The 16,931-nt window shown below is 72.1% G+C and carries 16 protein-coding genes; 10 read left to right on the top strand and 6 right to left on the bottom strand.

The genetic code is table 11. The features are described 5' to 3' along the window. The first annotated feature begins 206 nt into the window (after positions 1-206). Positions 207-596: a DUF6542 domain-containing protein gene (locus AB0B01_RS18380; RefSeq protein ID WP_361719768.1), complete on the top strand. Its 390-nt coding sequence runs from the start codon at positions 207-209 to the stop codon at positions 594-596. Between the two features lie 104 nt (positions 597-700). Here AB0B01_RS18380 and ppgK read toward each other — a convergent pair whose 3' ends face one another. Together ppgK and AB0B01_RS18370 are read right to left on the bottom strand one after the other, a co-directional pair. Further along, positions 701-1,465 carry a polyphosphate--glucose phosphotransferase gene (gene ppgK / locus AB0B01_RS18375; protein WP_361719630.1) on the bottom strand — a complete coding sequence of 255 codons (765 nt, stop codon included), beginning with the start codon at positions 1,463-1,465 and terminating at the stop codon, positions 701-703. 25 nt (positions 1,466-1,490) lie between these two features. Further along, complete coding sequence (locus AB0B01_RS18370) at positions 1,491-2,495, bottom strand: 4-hydroxy-3-methylbut-2-enyl diphosphate reductase (RefSeq protein ID WP_361719627.1); 1,005 nt, start codon at positions 2,493-2,495, stop codon at positions 1,491-1,493. A gap of 91 nt (positions 2,496-2,586) precedes the next feature. Here AB0B01_RS18370 and AB0B01_RS18365 point away from each other — a divergent pair, with 91 nt between their 5' ends. From AB0B01_RS18365 to AB0B01_RS18350, 4 genes are all read left to right on the top strand, one after another. Further along, positions 2,587-3,972, top strand: coding sequence for an APC family permease (locus AB0B01_RS18365; RefSeq protein WP_361719624.1), 1,386 nt, complete (start codon positions 2,587-2,589; stop codon positions 3,970-3,972). 32 nt (positions 3,973-4,004) lie between these two features. After that, entirely contained in the window at positions 4,005-5,213 is a 1,209-nt protein-coding gene (xseA, locus tag AB0B01_RS18360) for an exodeoxyribonuclease VII large subunit (protein WP_361719621.1), read from the top strand. A gap of 73 nt (positions 5,214-5,286) precedes the next feature. Further along, a complete protein-coding gene (locus AB0B01_RS18355; RefSeq protein WP_361719618.1) occupies positions 5,287-5,532 on the top strand; it encodes an exodeoxyribonuclease VII small subunit in 246 nt (81 codons plus the stop codon). Positions 5,533-5,656: 124 nt separating this feature from the next. After that, positions 5,657-6,247, top strand: a complete 591-nt coding sequence (locus tag AB0B01_RS18350; protein WP_361719615.1) for a malonic semialdehyde reductase — start codon at positions 5,657-5,659, stop codon at positions 6,245-6,247. A gap of 72 nt (positions 6,248-6,319) precedes the next feature. Here AB0B01_RS18350 and AB0B01_RS18345 read toward each other — a convergent pair whose 3' ends face one another. Further along, complete coding sequence (locus AB0B01_RS18345) at positions 6,320-6,838, bottom strand: DUF4245 domain-containing protein (RefSeq protein WP_361719765.1); 519 nt, start codon at positions 6,836-6,838, stop codon at positions 6,320-6,322. A 252-nt stretch (positions 6,839-7,090) separates the two neighbouring features. On the opposite strand from AB0B01_RS18345, the gene glpX reads away from it, so the two are divergent. Continuing rightward, positions 7,091-8,122: a class II fructose-bisphosphatase gene (glpX, locus tag AB0B01_RS18340; protein WP_356845365.1), complete on the top strand. Its 1,032-nt coding sequence runs from the start codon at positions 7,091-7,093 to the stop codon at positions 8,120-8,122. 180 nt (positions 8,123-8,302) lie between these two features. On the opposite strand, the gene AB0B01_RS18335 is transcribed toward glpX, so the two are convergent. Continuing rightward, entirely contained in the window at positions 8,303-8,701 is a 399-nt protein-coding gene (locus AB0B01_RS18335) for a WhiB family transcriptional regulator (RefSeq protein WP_361719612.1), read from the bottom strand. 174 nt (positions 8,702-8,875) lie between these two features. Next, a complete protein-coding gene (locus tag AB0B01_RS18330) occupies positions 8,876-9,568 on the bottom strand; it encodes a DUF1707 domain-containing protein (protein ID WP_361719609.1) in 693 nt (230 codons plus the stop codon). Positions 9,569-9,717: 149 nt separating this feature from the next. Here AB0B01_RS18330 and AB0B01_RS18325 point away from each other — a divergent pair, with 149 nt between their 5' ends. Together AB0B01_RS18325 and AB0B01_RS18320 are read left to right on the top strand one after the other, a co-directional pair. Further along, a complete protein-coding gene (locus tag AB0B01_RS18325) occupies positions 9,718-11,385 on the top strand; it encodes a fumarate hydratase (protein WP_361719606.1) in 1,668 nt (555 codons plus the stop codon). Positions 11,386-11,507: 122 nt separating this feature from the next. Next, complete coding sequence (locus AB0B01_RS18320; RefSeq protein WP_361719603.1) at positions 11,508-12,272, top strand: glycerophosphodiester phosphodiesterase family protein; 765 nt, start codon at positions 11,508-11,510, stop codon at positions 12,270-12,272. Positions 12,273-12,379: 107 nt separating this feature from the next. Here AB0B01_RS18320 and AB0B01_RS18315 read toward each other — a convergent pair whose 3' ends face one another. After that, the gene (locus AB0B01_RS18315) at positions 12,380-13,906 is read right to left on the bottom strand and encodes a ricin-type beta-trefoil lectin domain protein (protein WP_361719600.1); all 1,527 of its coding nucleotides are present in this window, start codon (positions 13,904-13,906) and stop codon (positions 12,380-12,382) included. 107 nt (positions 13,907-14,013) lie between these two features. Between AB0B01_RS18315 and AB0B01_RS18310 the strand changes: the two genes are divergently transcribed. Together AB0B01_RS18310 and AB0B01_RS18305 are read left to right on the top strand one after the other, a co-directional pair. Further along, on the top strand, positions 14,014-15,417 hold the full coding sequence (locus AB0B01_RS18310; protein ID WP_361719597.1) for a class II fumarate hydratase: 1,404 nt from the start codon (positions 14,014-14,016) through the stop codon (positions 15,415-15,417). A 103-nt stretch (positions 15,418-15,520) separates the two neighbouring features. Further along, positions 15,521-16,216 carry a DUF402 domain-containing protein gene (locus tag AB0B01_RS18305; protein WP_361719594.1) on the top strand — a complete coding sequence of 232 codons (696 nt, stop codon included), beginning with the start codon at positions 15,521-15,523 and terminating at the stop codon, positions 16,214-16,216. The last annotated feature ends 715 nt before the right edge of the window (positions 16,217-16,931 follow it).

Here is a 16,931-nt window from a genome sequence, read left to right as displayed (position 1 = left end):
AGTTTACTTTCCGATGAGCTGCTCTCGTTGTACGCGTGTCCCCGCCCCGATCCCGCGCCCGTCGCGCCTAGCGTGGTGGGGTGGAGCAATACAGGACGCGCTCGGTGGATCACCCGCAGCGACAGCGGCAGGGACCGCGGCACTGGCACGGCCAGGTGCCCGCGCAGGGCGGGCGTCCGCGGCCCCGGCCGGCGCCGGTGCGCCGCATGCCGCGGGCCCGGCTGACCGGGCTCGGCGGCGGGCTGTTCGCCTGCGCCGCCATGGCGCTGGCGGCCGGGATCGCCTGGCTGCTCTTCGACAGCTCGCTCTTCGCGTACGGGCTCCTCTTCCTGCCCGTCTGCGCCGCCACGGCGCTGTGGGTCCGGCCCGCCGACCTGATCACGGCGCCGATCAGCGCGCCGATCGCCTTCGCCGCCGGAGTGTGGCCCCTCACGGGCGGCTCCGGCGGCTTCGGCGCCCAGCTCATGGGCGTCGTGTCGGCCCTGTCCCTGCACGCCGGCTGGCTGTACGGGGGGACGCTCGTCGCCGCCCTGATCGCGCTGGTGCGCAAGGCGGTGCTGATCGGGCGCCGCAGGCTCCCCCGCCGGACCGCCTGAGCCCGTACGCGCCGGACCGCCGGAGCCCGTACCCGCCGGACCGCCGGAGCCCGTACCCGCCGGACCGCCGGTGCCTGCCCGCCGGACCGCAGCCCGCCCAGGCTCTAGCGGTCGGCCGCCGACGTCACCCTGGCGGCCTTCGCCGCCATGGCCGCCCCCACGATGCCCGCGTTGTTCTGCAAGGCCGCGGGGACGATCTCGGCCCGGATGCCGTCGATCAGCGGCAGGAACTTCTCCGGCTTGCGGCTGACGCCGCCGCCCAGGATGAAGAGGTCCGGGGAGAACAGCATCTCCACGTGGGCCATGTACTTCTCCAGCCGCCTCGCCCAGCGCTCCCAGGTGAGCTCGTGGTCCTCCTTGGCCTTGACCGACGCCCGCGTCTCCGCGTCGTGGCCCTTCAGCTCCAGGTGCCCGAGCTCCGTGTTCGGCACCAGCCGCCCGTCGGTGAACAGGGCGCTGCCGATGCCCGTGCCCAGGGTGAGCAGGATGACCGTGCCGGTGCGCCCGCGGCCCGCGCCGTACGTCATCTCCGCGACGCCGGCGGCGTCCGCGTCGTTCAGGACGGTGACGGGCAGGCCGCCCAGGCGTTCGCGCAGCAGCGCGGCGGTGTCGACGCCGATCCACGCCTTGTCCATGTTGGCCGCCGAACGGGTGACGCCGCCCGTGACCACTCCCGGGAACGTCACCCCCACGGGGCCGTCCCAGCCGAAGTGGTCCACCACCTCGGCAACGCATCCGGCCACCCCGTCCGGGGTGGCCGGATGCGGTGTCAGCACTTTGTGGCGCTCCTGCGCCAGCTCGCCGCGGTCAAGGTCCACAGGAGCGCCCTTGATCCCGGTACCGCCGATGTCCACGCCGAAGATCTGCATGGAATCACCGTACGAAACGAAGCCGCTACTTGTCGGCGACCAGCGCAGCCGCTTCGGCGCGCAGGTCGCGGCGCAGCTCCTTCGGCAGCGAGAAGACGATCGACTCCTCGGCGGTCTTGACGATCTCGACGTCCTCGAAGCCGCGCTCCGCCAGCCACTCCAGCACCTGCTCGACCAGCACCTCCGGCACCGAGGCGCCCGAGGTCAGGCCGACCGTGGAGACGCCCTCCAGCCAGGCCTCGTCGATCTCGCTCGCGAAGTCGACCAGGTGTGCGGCGCGCGCGCCGGCGTCGAGCGCGACCTCGACCAGCCGGATCGAGTTCGAGGAGTTCTTGGAGCCGACGACGATGACCAGGTCGGAGTCCGCGCCCATGGCCTTGACCGCCGCCTGCCGGTTCGACGTGGCGTAGCAGATGTCGTCGCTCGGCGGGGAGACGAGGAGGGGGAACTTCTGCTTCAGCGCGTCGACCGTCTCCATGGTCTCGTCGACCGAGAGGGTGGTCTGGGAGAGCCAGACGACCTTGGACTCGTCGCGCACCTCGACCTTGTCGACGTCCGCGGGGCCGTCCACGATCGTGATGTGGTCCGGGGCCTCGCCGGAGGTTCCGATGACCTCCTCGTGGCCCTCGTGGCCGATGAGGAGGATGTCGAAGTCCTCCTGCGCGTACCGGATCGCCTCCTTGTGGACCTTGGTGACCAGCGGGCAGGTCGCGTCGATCGTCGCGAGCCTGCCGCGCGCCGCCTCCTCGTGCACCACCGGGGCCACGCCGTGCGCGGAGAACATCACGATGGAGCCCTCGGGCACCTCCTCCGTCCGCTCGACGAAGATGGCCCCCTTCTTCTCCAGGGTCTGGACGACGTACTTGTTGTGCACGATCTCGTGCCGGACGTAGACCGGCGCCCCGTACTGTTCGAGGGCCTTCTCGACGGCGATCACGGCTCGGTCCACGCCCGCGCAGTAGCCGCGGGGGGCGGCGAGCAGGACGCGGCGGGAAGCGGGAGCAGGGGCGGCAGCACTCATGCGGTCCATCGTACGGGGGTCTTGCGAAGGCCGGGCGTCGGCCGCCGCGCACAGACTGGGTGCAGGTGTCGGACGTCCGTACCGACCGCCCCCCGGAGGAATGATGGTGTCCGTGACGGATTCCGGTTCCAGTACGACGCCTGTGACCGCCCTGCGGCGGAGCCTGAGCTTCCGGGACCTGGTCGTCTACGGGCTGCTCTTCATCGCCCCCATGGCCCCGGTCGGGATCTTCGGCACCCTCGACGCGAAATCCCACGGGGCCGTCGCCCTCGTGTACCTCTGCGCAACCGCTGCGATGGCGTTCACGGCCTTCTCGTACGCGCAGATGGTGCAGGTGGCCCCGCAGGCCGGTTCGGTGTTCACGTACGCCCGCAAGGGGCTGGGCGAGGGGCCGGGGCTGATCGCCGGGTGGATGGCGATGCTCGACTACCTGCTGATCCCGGCCGTCGCGTACCTGTTCTGCGGGATCGCGATGAATGCGCTGGTGCCGCAGGTGTCGCGCTGGGTGTGGACGGCGCTGGCGGTGCTGGTGACGACGGCGCTCAACCTGCGGGGCGTACGGGCGGCGGCGCGTGTGGGCTTCGCCGTGCTCGCCATGGAGATCGCGGTGCTGCTGGTGTTCGTCGCCGCCGCGGGGGCCGTCCTGGTCCGGGACGGGGCGCGACGCGGCTGGCTGTCCCCGCTGACCGGGGACGGCGCGGCGGGCGGCTTCCCGGTGGCCGCGGTGCTGGGCGCGGTGTCCGTCGCGGTCCTGTCCTACCTCGGCTTCGACGCGATCGCCTCGTTCGCGGAGGAGGTGACGGGGGGTTCGCAGCGGGTGGCCCGGGCGGTGCTGTTCTGCCTGGGGCTGGCGGGACTGCTGTTCCTCGTGCAGAGCTATCTGGCGGCACTGCTGATGCCGGTGTCCTCGGCGGAGCTGGCGGCGGACCCGGCGCAGCAGGGGCCGGCCTTCTACACCGCCGTGGAGTCCTCGGTGGGCTCCTGGCTGCACGACCTGGTCGCGGTGAGCAAGGCGGTGGGGGCGGCGTTCGCGGCGCTGGCGGGGCAGGCGGCGGCCGGGCGGCTGGTGTTCGCGATGGCCCGGGAGCGGCGGCTGCCGGGGGTGCTGGCGCGGACCTCGGCCGGGACGCCGCGGCCGGCGCTGCTGGTGGCGGCCGCGGTGACCCTGGTGGCGGCGGTGTGGGCGGCCCGGCGCGACGACGGGCTCGACCACCTGGTGTCGGTGGTGGACATCGGGGCACTGGTGGCGTTCACCCTGCTGCACGCTTCGGTGGTGGGGTGGTTCGTCGTGCGCCGGGCGGTGGGCGCACCGGTCTGGTGGCGGCACCTGGTGGTGCCGGTGCTGGGCGCGGCGGTGACGGTGGCGGTGATCGTCGGGGCGTCCTGGACGGCGCAGGTGGCGGGGGCGGTGTGGCTGGCGGCGGGGCTGGGTGTACTGGCCGTCCAGCGCGGCCGACGCGCGGCGGATCCGGGGGACGCCCTCTGACCCGTGTCGGTCCCGGCCGCTAGCCTGCGTGCATGGGTCTGAATACGTCGGCCGAGGCGCCGCTGCCGGTCGGTCAGGTGTCCCGGCTCATCGGGGGCTGGATCGACCGGCTCGGGCAGGTGTGGGTGGAGGGGCAGATCACGCAGCTCTCCCGGCGGCCGGGGGCGGGGGTGGTCTTCCTGACGCTGCGCGACCCGTCGCACGACATCTCGATCGGCGTGACCTGCTTCCGCCAGGTGTACGACGAGGTCGCGGACGCCGTGACGGAGGGCGCCCGGGTCGTCGTACTGGCCAAGCCGGAGTGGTACGCGCCGCGCGGGCAGCTGTCCCTGCGGGCCACGGAGATACGGCCGGTCGGCATCGGGGAGCTGCTCGCCCGGCTGGAGCGGCTCAAGCGGTCGCTGGCCTCGGAGGGCCTGTTCGCACTGGAGCGCAAGAAGCCGCTGCCGTTCCTGCCGCAGCTGATCGGGCTGGTGGTCGGGCGGGCCTCGGCTGCCGAGCGCGATGTGCTGGAGAACGCCCGGCGGCGGTGGCCGGCGGTCCGTTTCGAGGTGCGCAACGTGGCGGTGCAGGGGGTGAATGCCGTGCCGCAGGTGATCCAGGCGGTCAAGGAGCTCGACGCCCTGGACGAGGTCGATGTGATCATCGTGGCGCGGGGCGGCGGCAGCGTGGAGGACCTGCTGCCGTTCTCCGACGAGGAGGTCGTACGGACGGTCGCGGCGGCCCGCACCCCGGTCGTCTCGGCCATCGGGCACGAGCCGGACTCGCCGCTGCTGGACCTGGTGGCGGACCTGCGGGCCTCGACGCCCACGGACGCGGCGAAGAAGGTGGTCCCGGACGTCGGCGAGGAGCTGGAGCGGGTACGCCAGCTCCAGGCCCGGGGGCTGCGCGCGGTACGCGGGCTGCTCGACCGGGAGGAGCGCGGGCTGGCGCAGGCGCTGGCCCGGCCCGTCTTCGTCCATCCGCAGCGGATGGTGGAGAGCCGGGAGGACGAGCTGGAGGCCCTGCTCGGGCGCAGCCGGCGCACGCTGGGGCATCTGCTGGACCGGGCGGACTCGGAGCTCGGGCACACGCTCGCCCGGGTGGTGGCCCTCTCCCCGGCGGCGACGCTGGAGCGGGGGTACGCCGTGCTCCAGCGGGCGGACGGGCACGTGGTCCGCTCCCCGCAGGAGGTCGCGGCGGACGAGGTGCTGCGGGCCCGGGTGGCGGAGGGCGAGTTCTCCGTACGGGTCCGCGAGTGAGGCGGGCCGCGGGGCCCGTCCGCGGCGGGGCGGGCACGGCGGATCAAGAATGCGGACACGGAAGGGCACGGGAATGACGGAAACCGGTACCTCGTTGGGGTACGAGCAGGCGCGGGACGAACTCATCGAGGTCGTCCGGAAGCTGGAGGCGGGCGGTACCTCGCTGGAGGATTCGCTGGCTCTGTGGGAGCGCGGGGAGGAGCTCGCGAAGGTGTGCCGCCGCTGGTTGGAGGGCGCCCGCGCGAGGCTCGACTCGGCGCTCGCGGCCCGTGAGGCCGAGGGCGAGGAGAGCGGCGGGCGGGACGGGCGGGACGCCTGAGGTCGGGCGGCGCGGGCAAAACGTGATTCAAGCCACTCGACGGCAGGTTTAGTTGAAAATTCGACTACTTCGGCCGTAGAGTTTCGGACATCGCTTCACCTCCGTATGGAAGAAGGCTTCCCCGATGTCTCTCGTTCTTGACTCCGCCGCCCAGGACCTGCTGTTCCGCGAGGCCCGCACCGCCAACTCGTTCTCCGACGAGCCGGTGACCGAGGAGCAGGTCCAGGCGATCTACGACCTGGTCAAGTACGGCCCCACCGCCTTCAACTCGACGCCGCTGCGCATCACCCTGGTCCGCTCCCCCGAGGCCCGCGCCCGCCTGGTGGCCCACATGGCCGAGGGCAACCAGGCGAAGACCGCCGCCGCGCCGCTCGTCGCGATCCTCTCCGCGGACAACGAGTTCCACGAGGAGCTCCCCACCCTGCTGCCGCACTTCCCGCAGGCCAAGGACGCCTTCTTCGCCGAGCGCCCGGTCCGCGAGCGGACCGCCCTGATGAACGCCGCCCTGCAGGCCGCGTACTTCATCGTCGGCATCCGCGCCGCCGGCCTGGCCGCCGGCCCGATGGCCGGCCTGGACTTCGCCGCCGTCCAGAAGGAGTTCCTGGACGACGACCACACCCCGCTGATGGTCGTCAACATCGGCAAGCCGGGTGAGGACGCGTGGTTCCCGCGCGGCCCGCGCCTGAGCTTCGACGAGGTCATCACCACCGTCTGAGCGGACATGCGAAAGGCCGCGCAACCCCGGGAGCCCGGGGTGCGCGGCCTTTTGCGCGTCTGCGCGCGCCTCCTACTGGCCCTGCTTGAACTCCAGCGCCGCCGCCATCGTGGCGAGCTCCTCGAAGGAGCCCGTCCCGGTCACCACGGTGGCGTGGCCCTGCTCCTGCCGGACCAGGGCGTCGTACTTCTCGCCCTCCCAGCGCTCCCAGGACAGGTCGCCGACCTGCTGCCGCTCACCCGTGGGCTGCGCCTGGTGGGTCACCTTGGCGACGTGCTTGGCCGAGGCGTCGCTGGTCTGCTCGATCGCCACGTACTGCCCGTGCGGGTCCAGGAAGCCGAGATGCCACGCGTGGGCGTCCTTGCGGTCGAAGCTCACCGAGGTGGCCCGCCACTGTTCGGGGAGTCCCACCGGCGCGGCCACCGGGTACGGCGCCGCGCGCCGGGCCGTGTTCGTCTCCACGCGGTAGTCGACCACGTGCGTCGGGTCGGCCTTCTCGTCATGCGGGACGAAAATGTAGATACCCGCGACCACGACACCGATCACCGCCAGCGACCGGACCATGTCCCAGACCGTCTGCTTGCCCTTCATACCTGCCACGCCACCATCGTCCCCCATGGCGGGAAGCGATCACCGCCGGGGGTCGGCGCGGCGCCCGTGCCCGTGCCCGCCCGCAATCCGAAGGCAGGCCGTACCCGAGACGACCGCAAGACGTCCGCTCAGGCCAAACGACTGACCGATATTCCGCTCATACGTGACCCGCCATGCTCAATTTGTCGACGTACCGATAGAGTCCAGTCACCCTCACTTCCCGGCCGTCGTCGTACAGAAAGGTGCGCTCCGATGACCGAGCACAACCTGCCGCCCCAGCTCGAAGTCTCTCCCGAGGCCCCCGACCGCAACCTTGCCCTGGAACTCGTCCGGGTGACCGAGGCCGCGGCCATGGCCGCGGGCCGGTGGGTCGGACGCGGCGACAAGATCGGCGCCGACGGCGCCGCGGTCAACGCGATGCGGACCCTGATCTCCACCGTCTCGATGAACGGCGTCGTCGTCATCGGGGAGGGCGAGAAGGACGAAGCACCGATGCTCTACAACGGCGAGCGGGTCGGCGACGGCTCCGGCGCCGAGGTCGACATCGCCGTGGACCCCATCGACGGCACCACGCTCAACGCCAAGGGCATGCCGAACGCGATCGCCGTCCTCGCCGCCGCCGACCGCGGCACCATGTTCGACCCGTCCGCGGTCTTCTACATGGAGAAGCTGGTCACGGGCCCCGAGGCGGCCGACTTCGTCGACATCAACGCCCCGGTCTCGGTCAACATCCGCCGTGTCGCCAAGGCCAAGAACATGGCCGTGGAGGACGTCACCGTGGTCATCCTGGACCGCCCCCGCCACGAGGGCATCGTCAAGGAGATCCGCGAGACGGGCGCCCGGATCAAGTTCATCTCGGACGGCGACGTCGCCGGGTCGGTCATGGCGGTGCGCGAGGGCACGGGCGTGGACCTGCTCCTGGGCATCGGCGGCACCCCTGAGGGCATCATCTCGGCGTGCGCGATCAAGTGCCTCGGCGGCACCATCCAGGGCAAGCTGTGGCCGAAGGACGAGGCCGAGCGCCAGAAGGCCATCGACGCGGGCCACGACCTGGACCGGGTCCTGCACACCAACGACCTGGTGTCCGGCGAGAACGTCTTCTTCGTCGCCACCGGCATCACGGACGGCGAGCTGCTGCGCGGCGTCCACTACCGCTCGGAGACCGCGACCACCTCGTCGCTGGTCATGCGCTCGAAGTCGGGCACGATCCGGCAGATCGACTCGACCCACCGCCTCTCGAAGCTGCGCGCCTACAGCGCGATCGACTTCGACCGCGCCCAGTAGGCCGCGGACGGCACACCGAAGGGGCGGTCCCGCGTGCGGCGGGACCGCCCCTTCGGTGTCCGGTGGGGCCGGTGTCCGGTGGGCCGGTGTCCGTGGGCGGAGTGGCGGAGGTGCGGGTGGGCGCGGTCGTCCGGTGAGCGCGGTCGTCCGTCGCGCGGTCCTGAGCGGGAGTCCTCCGCCTCAGCCCGCGGCGGCGATCGGGCCGGCCCCCGGGGCCTGGCGCAGTTCGGCCGCCCTGCGGCGCCGCCGGGCGAGCACGACCCGGCGCTCGGCCGCGGTGAGACCGCCCCAGACCCCGTACGGTTCGGGCTGGAGCAGGGCGTGTTCGCGGCAGGCGACCATGACGGGGCAGCGGGCACAGACGCGCTTGGCGGCCTCTTCACGGGCGAGCCTGGCCGCCGTCGGCTCCTTGGAGGGCGCGAAGAAGAGTCCCGCCTCGTCCCGGCGGCACACCGCCTCCGCGTGCCACGGCCCGTCCTCTTCCCTCGCCGGCACCCGCGGCTTCGGCACGGCCGCCGGACGCGCCCGAAGGCTCGGTATGGCGGCTACCTGCAGGGACTGATGCGGCGGATGCTGCACGGTCTACTCCTGACGACGGGTACGCAAGCGAGAGACGATGCACCTGTCCCTACCCGCTGTGCGCGCCCCTAAGCACTGCGTGCCGCCCGCGTACCGGTCCGGGGAAATGCGACCGAAATCCGCCCCGGGAACGCCGGCCGGGACGCGCACCGGCCGTCGGCCGCCGAGCGTCCGCTACCGACCGTCGAGGCGGTCGCGCTCGGTCCGGGCGAGGTCGACCAAGCGGGCGCCGGGCTTGCGGCGGGCCTCGATGTTGCCCAGGAGCGAGAAGCCCCGCACGATCACCACCGGCGCGTTCGGATCGGTGGCGGCGCCGCCCTCGCCACGCACCTCGAAGTTGCCGAGGACGCCGCCGCCGTAGCCGCGCAGCGTCACGTTCTCCGGCACCAGGACCTCGACGTTCCCGAGGATGCAGGTCACCTGGATCTCCGTGACCTGCTGGGCGAAGACCGCCTCGGTGAGGTCGATGCCGATGTCGCCCATCACGGACACCGCGCGGGTGTGCGGGCCGGGGCGCCAGCGCCCCTTGCGGGAGGCGCTGCTGCACACGGCGAGGACGGTCTCGGCGGTTCCCGCCGTCCCGGCGGACCCGGCCAGGGCGTGGGCGTGGGCGTACGAGGGGACGGCCGGTGCCGCGCCGCCGGGCGCGGGCAGGTCCCGTACGAGCACCTCCAGCTTCCCCACCGTCTTCACCGCGTACAGCGAGTCGAGGCGCTCGGCGTGCTCGTCGGCGGTCAGCCGGCCCTCGGCCAGGGCGTCGGCGAGGATCCGCGCGATCCGGTCACGGTCGGCGTCGGAGGCGCGCACCGCGGCGGGCTCGGCGGGGACGGCAGGGGCAGAGGCGGCAGGGTGCTTTTCCAGGTCCACGACAACCAGCATAGCGAGACACGATAGATCGCGATAGTCGCCGGTGAGCCCTACCTCACAGACACAGCGCTCGGCGGAGGTCCTAGGCTGGTTGACTGCGCTGCCAACGGTCGTCAGCGCTGTCTGCCGAGTGAGGAATGACTGCCGTCATGCCAGAATTTGCGTACACCGACCTGCTGCCCCTGGGCGAGGACACCACCCCCTACCGGCTGGTGACTTCCGAAGGCGTCTCGACCTTCGAGGCCGACGGCCGTACGTTCCTCAAGGTCGAGCCGGAGGCGCTGCGCAAGCTCGCCGAAGAGGCCATCCACGACATCCAGCACTTCCTGCGCCCGGCGCACCTCGCGCAGCTGCGCCGCATCATCGACGACCCCGAGGCCTCCTCGAACGACAAGTTCGTCGCCCTCGACCTGCTGAAGAACGCGAACATCGCGGCGGCCGGCGTCCTGCCGATGTGCCAGGACACGGGCACGGCGATCGTGATGGGCAAGCGCGGCCAGAACGTCCTGACCGAGGGCGGCGACGAGGCGGCCTTGTCCCGCGGCATCTACGACGCGTACACGCGGCTGAACCTGCGCTACTCGCAGATGGCCCCGCTCACCATGTGGGAGGAGAAGAACACCGGCTCGAACCTGCCCGCGCAGATCGAGCTGTACGCGACGGACGGCGGCGCGTACAAGTTCCTCTTCATGGCCAAGGGCGGCGGCTCGGCCAACAAGTCCTTCCTCTACCAGGAGACCAAGGCGGTCCTCAACGAGGCCTCCATGATGAAGTTCCTGGAGGAGAAGATCCGCTCGCTCGGTACGGCGGCCTGCCCGCCCTACCACCTGGCGATCGTCGTCGGCGGCACCTCCGCCGAGCACGCGCTGAAGACCGCGAAGTACGCCTCCGCGCACTACCTGGACGAGCTGCCGCGCGAGGGCTCCCCGCTGGGCCACGGCTTCCGCGACGAGGCGCTGGAGCAGCAGGTCTTCGAGCTGACCCAGAAGATCGGCATCGGCGCGCAGTTCGGCGGCAAGTACTTCTGCCACGACGTCCGCGTCGTCCGCCTCCCCCGCCACGGCGCGTCCCTGCCGGTCGCGATCGCGGTCTCCTGCTCCGCCGACCGCCAGGCGGTCGCGAAGATCACCGCCGAGGGCGTCTTCCTGGAGCAGCTGGAGCGCGACCCGGCCCGCTTCCTGCCGGAGACCACCGACGAGCAGCTGGCCGAGTCCTCCGACGTGGTCTCCATCGACCTGAACCAGCCGATGGACGAGATCCTGGCGACGCTGACCAAGCACCCGGTCAAGACCCGCCTGTCCCTGACCGGCCCGCTGGTCGTGGCGCGCGACATCGCCCACGCCAAGATCAAGGAGCGGCTGGACGCGGGCGAGGACATGCCGCAGTACCTCAAGGACCACCCGGTCTACTACGCCGGCCCGGCGAAGACCCCCGAGGGCTACGCCTCGGGCTCCTTCGGGCCGACCACGGCCGGGCGCATGGACTCGTACGTCGAGCAGTTCCAGGCGGCGGGCGGCTCCAAGGTCATGCTGGCCAAGGGCAACCGCTCCCAGCAGGTGACGGACGCGTGCGGCACGCACGGCGGCTTCTACCTGGGCTCGATCGGCGGCCCGGCCGCGCGCCTGGCCCAGGACTGCATCAAGAAGGTCGAGGTCCTGGAGTACGAGGAGCTCGGCATGGAGGCGGTCTGGAAGATCGAGGTCGAGGACTTCCCGGCCTTCATCGTGGTCGACGACAAGGGCAACGACTTCTTCCAGAACCCGGCCCCGGAGCCCACCTTCACCCACATCCCGGTCCGCGGCCCCGGCCTGGCGTAACACCCCGGCCGGAACCGGTCCGGCAGCTTCGGGCTCCGGGGGTGATCACCCCCGGAGCCATTCGGCCATCCGCGGATGGTGCGGTACCGGACGCTGCACCGCATCCGGTTAACGTCTCCTCCATGACACAGCTGCTCCCCACCGCCCGCGACGTGCGGGTCATCGCCCACCGCGGGGCTTCCCACGAGCACCCCGAGCACACCCTCGCCGCCTACCGGCAGGCCATCGCCGACGGCGCGGACGCGTTGGAGTGCGACGTGCGGCTCAGTGCCGACGGGCGACTGGTGTGCGTGCACGACCGGCGGGTGGAGCGGACCTCGGACGGGCGCGGGGTCGTCTCCGCCATGACCTACGAGGAGCTGTCCGCCCTCGACTTCGGCCGGTGGAAGGGCGAGGAGCACCGCGGGGCGCAGGTGCTGCTCTTCGAGGACCTGCTCAAGGAGGCGCTGGCCGCCGACCGGCCCGTCGGGCTGGCCGTCGAGACCAAGCACCCCACCCGCGCCGGCGGCCGGCTGGAGGCCGAGCTCGTGCGGGTGCTCAAGGAACACGGGCTCGCCGACGGCGCCGACGGCCTCGTCGAGGTGATGAGCTTCTCGCGGACCGCCCTGACCCGGCTGCACCGGCTCGCTCCGGGCCTGCCCGCCGTCTATCTGATCGAGCGGCCGCTGCGGCCCCTGCGCCCGCCGTTCGCGGGCCATGCCGGCCCGGGCATCGACCTCGTCCGCAGGGATCCGGGACTGGTGGGGCGGCTGAAGGCCAAGGGGCTTCGGGTGCGGGTGTGGACCGTGGACGAGACGGAGGACGTGGAGCTCTGCCTGCGCCTCGGCGTGGACACGCTGATCACGAACCGGCCCCGGGAGGTACGGGAGTACCTGCGCAGCCTGTGAGGCACGGGCTGTGGCACGGCTCCGTGGAAGACACCCGGCCGGGGTGCGCCGGCCGGGTGTGGGGGGTACGGATCTCGCGGGTACGGGTCTGGCGACGCGGGCGGCGGTTACGCGAAGCGCTGGTTCGCCGACCCGTTGCAGATCTGCAGCCGCAGCGGCTCGTGCGCCCCCGCCACGGTCAGGCACATGCCCGAGGCGGCCGCGGGCCGGACGGTGGCGCCGTCGCGGACCCACTGCTGGTTGGCTCCGCCGTGGCAGTTCCAGAGGACCAGGCCGGTGCCGGCCCCGTAGTTGGCGCCCGGGGCGTCCAGGCAGCGGTCGTGGGTGAGCTCGATGTGGACGGCCTTCCTGGCGGAGTCGTACCACCAGCCCTGGTTGCGTCCGCCGTGGCAGTCCCAGCCGAGGACCCTCGTGCCGTTGGCGCTGGAACCGCCTTCGGCGTCGAGGCAGTTGCCGTTCGCCTCGTTCTTCAGCGGCTTGTACAGCGCGTCCCAGGCGCCGGCCTGGAGGACCGGTGTCCCGGTGCTGGCCGGGTCGGCGCAGGAGGCCTCGCGCAGACCCGAGGTGTAGAGCTGGGTCAGGCAGGACGCGAAGGCGCCGTGGCCGCGGTAGTTGGGGTGGAAGGACTGCCGGGCGGTGTTCTCGTCCCACGGGAAGTGGTCGCCCAGGTCCAGGTAGAGGCCGCGGGCCCAGGCGTCCTCCATGCACACCTCGTGGCCGTGGAAGAGCCGCGAGTTGTCCAGGTAGGTGGCGCCGGAGGCGAGGGCCGCCTCGCGCATGCCCTTCTCGAAGGTGGGCACCGCGTAGTTGCGGCCCCACGTGGCGTCGGAGTCGTAGCCGGCGCAGCCTCCGGGGAGCTTGCCGGGGAAGCCCGGGTTGTCGTAGAAGTCGGGCCCGATGGGGCTGGGGTAGCCCATCACGACCAGCTTGTAGTCGGAGTCGGCGTAGCCCGCCTCGCGCATCACCGTCTTGAGGTCGACGACGGTCGACTCCACCTTCGGCTTCAGGCCGTCGACGCGCGCCTGCCAGCCGGGGCCGTACTTGGGCTCGCAGGTGCCCTGGCTGAGCACCCAGCGGGTGACGCAGTCGGTCATGACCGGGCCGAACTGGAGGTCGTCGTTGGCGCCCGCGACGAGCAGCACCATCTTGATGCGGGTGTTGCGGGCCTTGATGGCCAGGTTGTCGCTCTGGACCAGCTCGTCGGCGTACTGCTTGCTGCCGCCGATCCTGATGTTGCCGGTGTACGCGCCGGAGCAGGCCACGTTGAAGGTCAGGTCGGCCGGGATGCCGGTGCGGTGGATCGCCGTGTCGGGCGAGCGGTGGCACTGGTTGGCCGAGGTGTTGGTCGCGGGGTCGTAGTTCCCCACGCCCTCACCGGATATCTCGCTGTCGCCCAGCGAGATCAGCCCGGTCTTGCGCTCGGCGAGCGGCCGGATCGCCGGATCGCCGTAGATCCGGGTGGCCTCCGCGGCCCGGACGGCCTCCAGCTCCGGCGAGAGCGGGGTCACGGCCCCGGCTGGTGTGGCCGCCTGGGCCATGGGGGTGATGGCGGTGACGCCCCCGAGGGCGGCCGCGATCGCCGCGACGGCGGCGAAGGTAGATCTGAGCTTGGGTTTCGTGCGTGCACGTCCCATGAACGCCTCCCCGATAGCAGTGTTACCACGGGTATTTACTGGCCGGTAGGGGAGTTGGGAACAGTTTGAACAAGAGAATTGCTCAACTTTTTGAGGAGGATGTGAACATGACCGACGATCAGACCGACGGCGCGTACCGCACCGAGCACGACTCCATGGGCGAGGTACGGGTACCCGCGCACGCCAAGTGGCGGGCCCAGACCCAGCGCGCGGTGGAGAACTTCCCGATCTCCGGGCAGCGCCTGGAGCGCGCCCACATCGAGGCGCTGGCCCGGATCAAGTCCGCCGCCGCCGAGGTGAACGCCCGCCTCGGCGTGGTGGACGAGGACGTCGCGCGGGCCATCCGGTCCGCCGCGGCAGAGGTGGCCGAGGGCCGGTGGGACGAGCACTTCCCCGTGGACGTGTTCCAGACCGGCTCCGGGACCTCGTCCAACATGAACACCAACGAGGTGATCGCCACCCTGGCGACCGAGCGGCTCGGGCGCGAGGTGCACCCCAACGACCACGTCAACGCCTCGCAGAGCTCCAACGACGTGTTCCCGTCCTCCATCCACATCGCCGCGACCGCCGCCGTCACCGGCGAGCTGATCCCGGCCCTGGAGCACCTCGCGACCGCCCTGGAGCGCAAGTCCGACGAGTTCGCCGAGGTGGTCAAGGCGGGCCGCACCCACCTGATGGACGCCACACCGGTGACACTGGGCCAGGAGTTCGGCGGGTACGCCGCCCAGGTGCGCAACGGAGTCGAGCGGCTGCACTCGGCCCTGCCCCGGCTCGCCGAACTGCCGCTCGGCGGGACGGCGGTGGGCACGGGGATCAACACGCCGCCCGGATTCTCCGCGGCCGTCATCGCAGAGGTGGCCGGGGCGACCGGGCTGCCGCTGACCGAGGCCCGCAACCACTTCGAGGCCCAGGGGGCGCGGGACGCGCTGGTGGAGACCTCGGGCGTGCTCCGTACGATCGCCGTCTCGCTCACCAAGATCTCCAACGATCTGCGCTGGATGTCCTCGGGCCCGCGTACGGGATTGGCCGAAATCAATCTGCCCGACCTGCAGCCCGGCTCCTCGATCATGCCCGGGAAGGTCAATCCGGTGATCCCGGAGGCGGTGCTCATGGTCGCCGCACAGGTCACCGGGAACGACACGGCGGTCGCCGTCGCGGGTGCGGCGGGCAACTTCGAGCTCAATGTGATGCTGCCGGTGATGGCGAGGAACCTCCTGGAATCGATCCGGCTCCTCGGCAACGCGAGCCGCCTGCTGGCCGACCGCACGATCGACGGGATCACCGCCAATGCGGCCCGGGCCAGGGAGTACGCCGAGTCCTCGCCCTCCGTGGTGACCCCGCTGAACCGGTACATCGGCTACGAGGAGGCGGCCAAGGTCGCCAAGAAGTCCCTTGCGGAGCGGAAGACGATCAGGGAGGTCGTCCTGGAGTCCGGCTACGTGGACCGCGGGGACCTCACCCTGGAGCAGTTGGACGAGGCCCTGGACGTCCTGCGGATGACCAGGCCCTGAAAACGTCACTGGGCAGGGGCCGGATTCGGTCGTTTCCCGTCCCCGAACACCTCCGTGACCTGCACCGCAGCGGGCGCGGGGGCCCCCGCCCTAAGATCTGCGCATGACAGGGACGGCAGGCCGCGGGGGCGGCGACGCGCAAGGCACCCGCTGGCGGCCGGGGGAGCAGATCCTCTGGCGCTACCGCGACCACGCCCCGGGGTTGAAGGGCGCGGTCCACATCTGCCGTCCGGTGACCGTCGTGCAGGACACCGACGACCTCCTGGCGGTGTGGATGGCCCCCGGCACCGAGTGCGTCAAGCCGGTGCTCGCCGACGGCACTCCCGTCCACGAGGAGCCGCTCGCCACCCGCTACACCGCGCCGCGCACGACCGTGCGCTCGCGCTGGTTCGGCGCGGGGGTGCTGAAGCTGGCCCGGCCCGGCGACCCCTGGTCGGTGTGGCTGTTCTGGGAGCACGGCTGGCGGTTCAAGAACTGGTACGTGAACCTTGAGGAGCCCCGGACGCGGTGGGCCGGCGGGGTCGACTCCGTCGACCACTTCCTGGACATCTCCGTCTACCCGGACCGCACCTGGGAGTGGCGCGACGAGGACGAGTTCGCGCAGGCGCAGCGGTCCGGTCTGATCGACGCGGAGCAGGCGCGGCAGGTACAGGAGGCCGGACGCGCGGCGGTCGACCTGATCACGGCGTGGGGGGCGCCGTTCCGTGACGGCTGGCAGGACTGGCGGCCGGACCCGGCGTGGGGGGTTCCGGTGCTGCCCGAGGACTGGGACCGCACTCCGGCACATATGACCTCATGAGACCCTTGATGCGCCCCCGGGGAGCAACCGTAAGATCTCCCTCCGCAAGGCCGGGCGCGCACGCCGCGACCGGTGGGTGCATCCGTAAAGATCGTGCCGTACGCGGGACTTGACCGGAGGTCAGCGCAGAGCGGGAGGTAACGAGCGGGACGCGGAACCGCGGGTGATGGTGCCCCCGCCGCTGAGCGGGTATACCGCGACTGACCGAGTTGAGTGCAGCGCACATCGAGCGCAAACGGACGGAATTCCACGCGTGACGGAGTACCCCACCTCGCAGGAGGGCCCGCAGCCCGCCGCCATTGCCTCCGGCGGTGGGACGGACGAGCCCGGCCGCGGCACGGCCGGCGCCGCCGGCGGAGGGACCGACGAGCTGGGCCACGGCAAGGCCCCCGTCCCGGCCGCCGAGGCCGTACGCGGCGCTGCCCGCGACGCCGGGCGCCCGCACGCGGAAACCGACGGCGAGGCGTCCTGGCCGGCCCCCGAGGCACCGGTCGGCGGGCGGGGCGCGGAGGTCCCGCGGCCCCGCACCCGCGGCGTCGGCGGCTCCCGGGGACGCGACGGCGCGGCGGCGAAGAACGCGGCCCGCGGCCCGGCGGCACCCGACGGCCAGGACCCCGCGCCGGGCGGCGGCCGGGCGGCCGGTGAGGCGGCGGCCGACGGAGCCGGGATACCGGGCGGCACGCGCGAGCTCGCGGCGGCCCGCAGCGCATCGGCA

Origin of the sequence: Streptomyces sp. NPDC044571 (genome assembly GCF_040647115.1) — a bacterium.
Classification (GTDB): Bacteria; Actinomycetota; Actinomycetes; order Streptomycetales; family Streptomycetaceae; genus Streptomyces.
Note: the sequence above shows the minus strand (reverse complement) of the source record. Positions and strands in the feature narration are given on the sequence as shown.

Coding starts and splice junctions, on each gene's coding strand:
- AB0B01_RS18380 (WP_361719768.1), top strand. CDS start 207: ATGCCGCGGGCCCGGCTGACCGGGCTCGGCGGCGGGCTGTTCGCCTGC.
- ppgK (WP_361719630.1), bottom strand. CDS start 1,465: ATGCAGATCTTCGGCGTGGACATCGGCGGTACCGGGATCAAGGGCGCT.
- AB0B01_RS18370 (WP_361719627.1), bottom strand. CDS start 2,495: ATGGACCGCATGAGTGCTGCCGCCCCTGCTCCCGCTTCCCGCCGCGTC.
- AB0B01_RS18365 (WP_361719624.1), top strand. CDS start 2,587: ATGATGGTGTCCGTGACGGATTCCGGTTCCAGTACGACGCCTGTGACC.
- xseA (WP_361719621.1), top strand. CDS start 4,005: ATGGGTCTGAATACGTCGGCCGAGGCGCCGCTGCCGGTCGGTCAGGTG.
- AB0B01_RS18355 (WP_361719618.1), top strand. CDS start 5,287: ATGACGGAAACCGGTACCTCGTTGGGGTACGAGCAGGCGCGGGACGAA.
- AB0B01_RS18350 (WP_361719615.1), top strand. CDS start 5,657: ATGTCTCTCGTTCTTGACTCCGCCGCCCAGGACCTGCTGTTCCGCGAG.
- AB0B01_RS18345 (WP_361719765.1), bottom strand. CDS start 6,838: ATGAAGGGCAAGCAGACGGTCTGGGACATGGTCCGGTCGCTGGCGGTG.
- glpX (WP_356845365.1), top strand. CDS start 7,091: ATGACCGAGCACAACCTGCCGCCCCAGCTCGAAGTCTCTCCCGAGGCC.
- AB0B01_RS18325 (WP_361719606.1), top strand. CDS start 9,718: ATGCCAGAATTTGCGTACACCGACCTGCTGCCCCTGGGCGAGGACACC.
- AB0B01_RS18320 (WP_361719603.1), top strand. CDS start 11,508: ATGACACAGCTGCTCCCCACCGCCCGCGACGTGCGGGTCATCGCCCAC.
- AB0B01_RS18315 (WP_361719600.1), bottom strand. CDS start 13,906: ATGGGACGTGCACGCACGAAACCCAAGCTCAGATCTACCTTCGCCGCC.
- AB0B01_RS18310 (WP_361719597.1), top strand. CDS start 14,014: ATGACCGACGATCAGACCGACGGCGCGTACCGCACCGAGCACGACTCC.
- AB0B01_RS18305 (WP_361719594.1), top strand. CDS start 15,521: ATGACAGGGACGGCAGGCCGCGGGGGCGGCGACGCGCAAGGCACCCGC.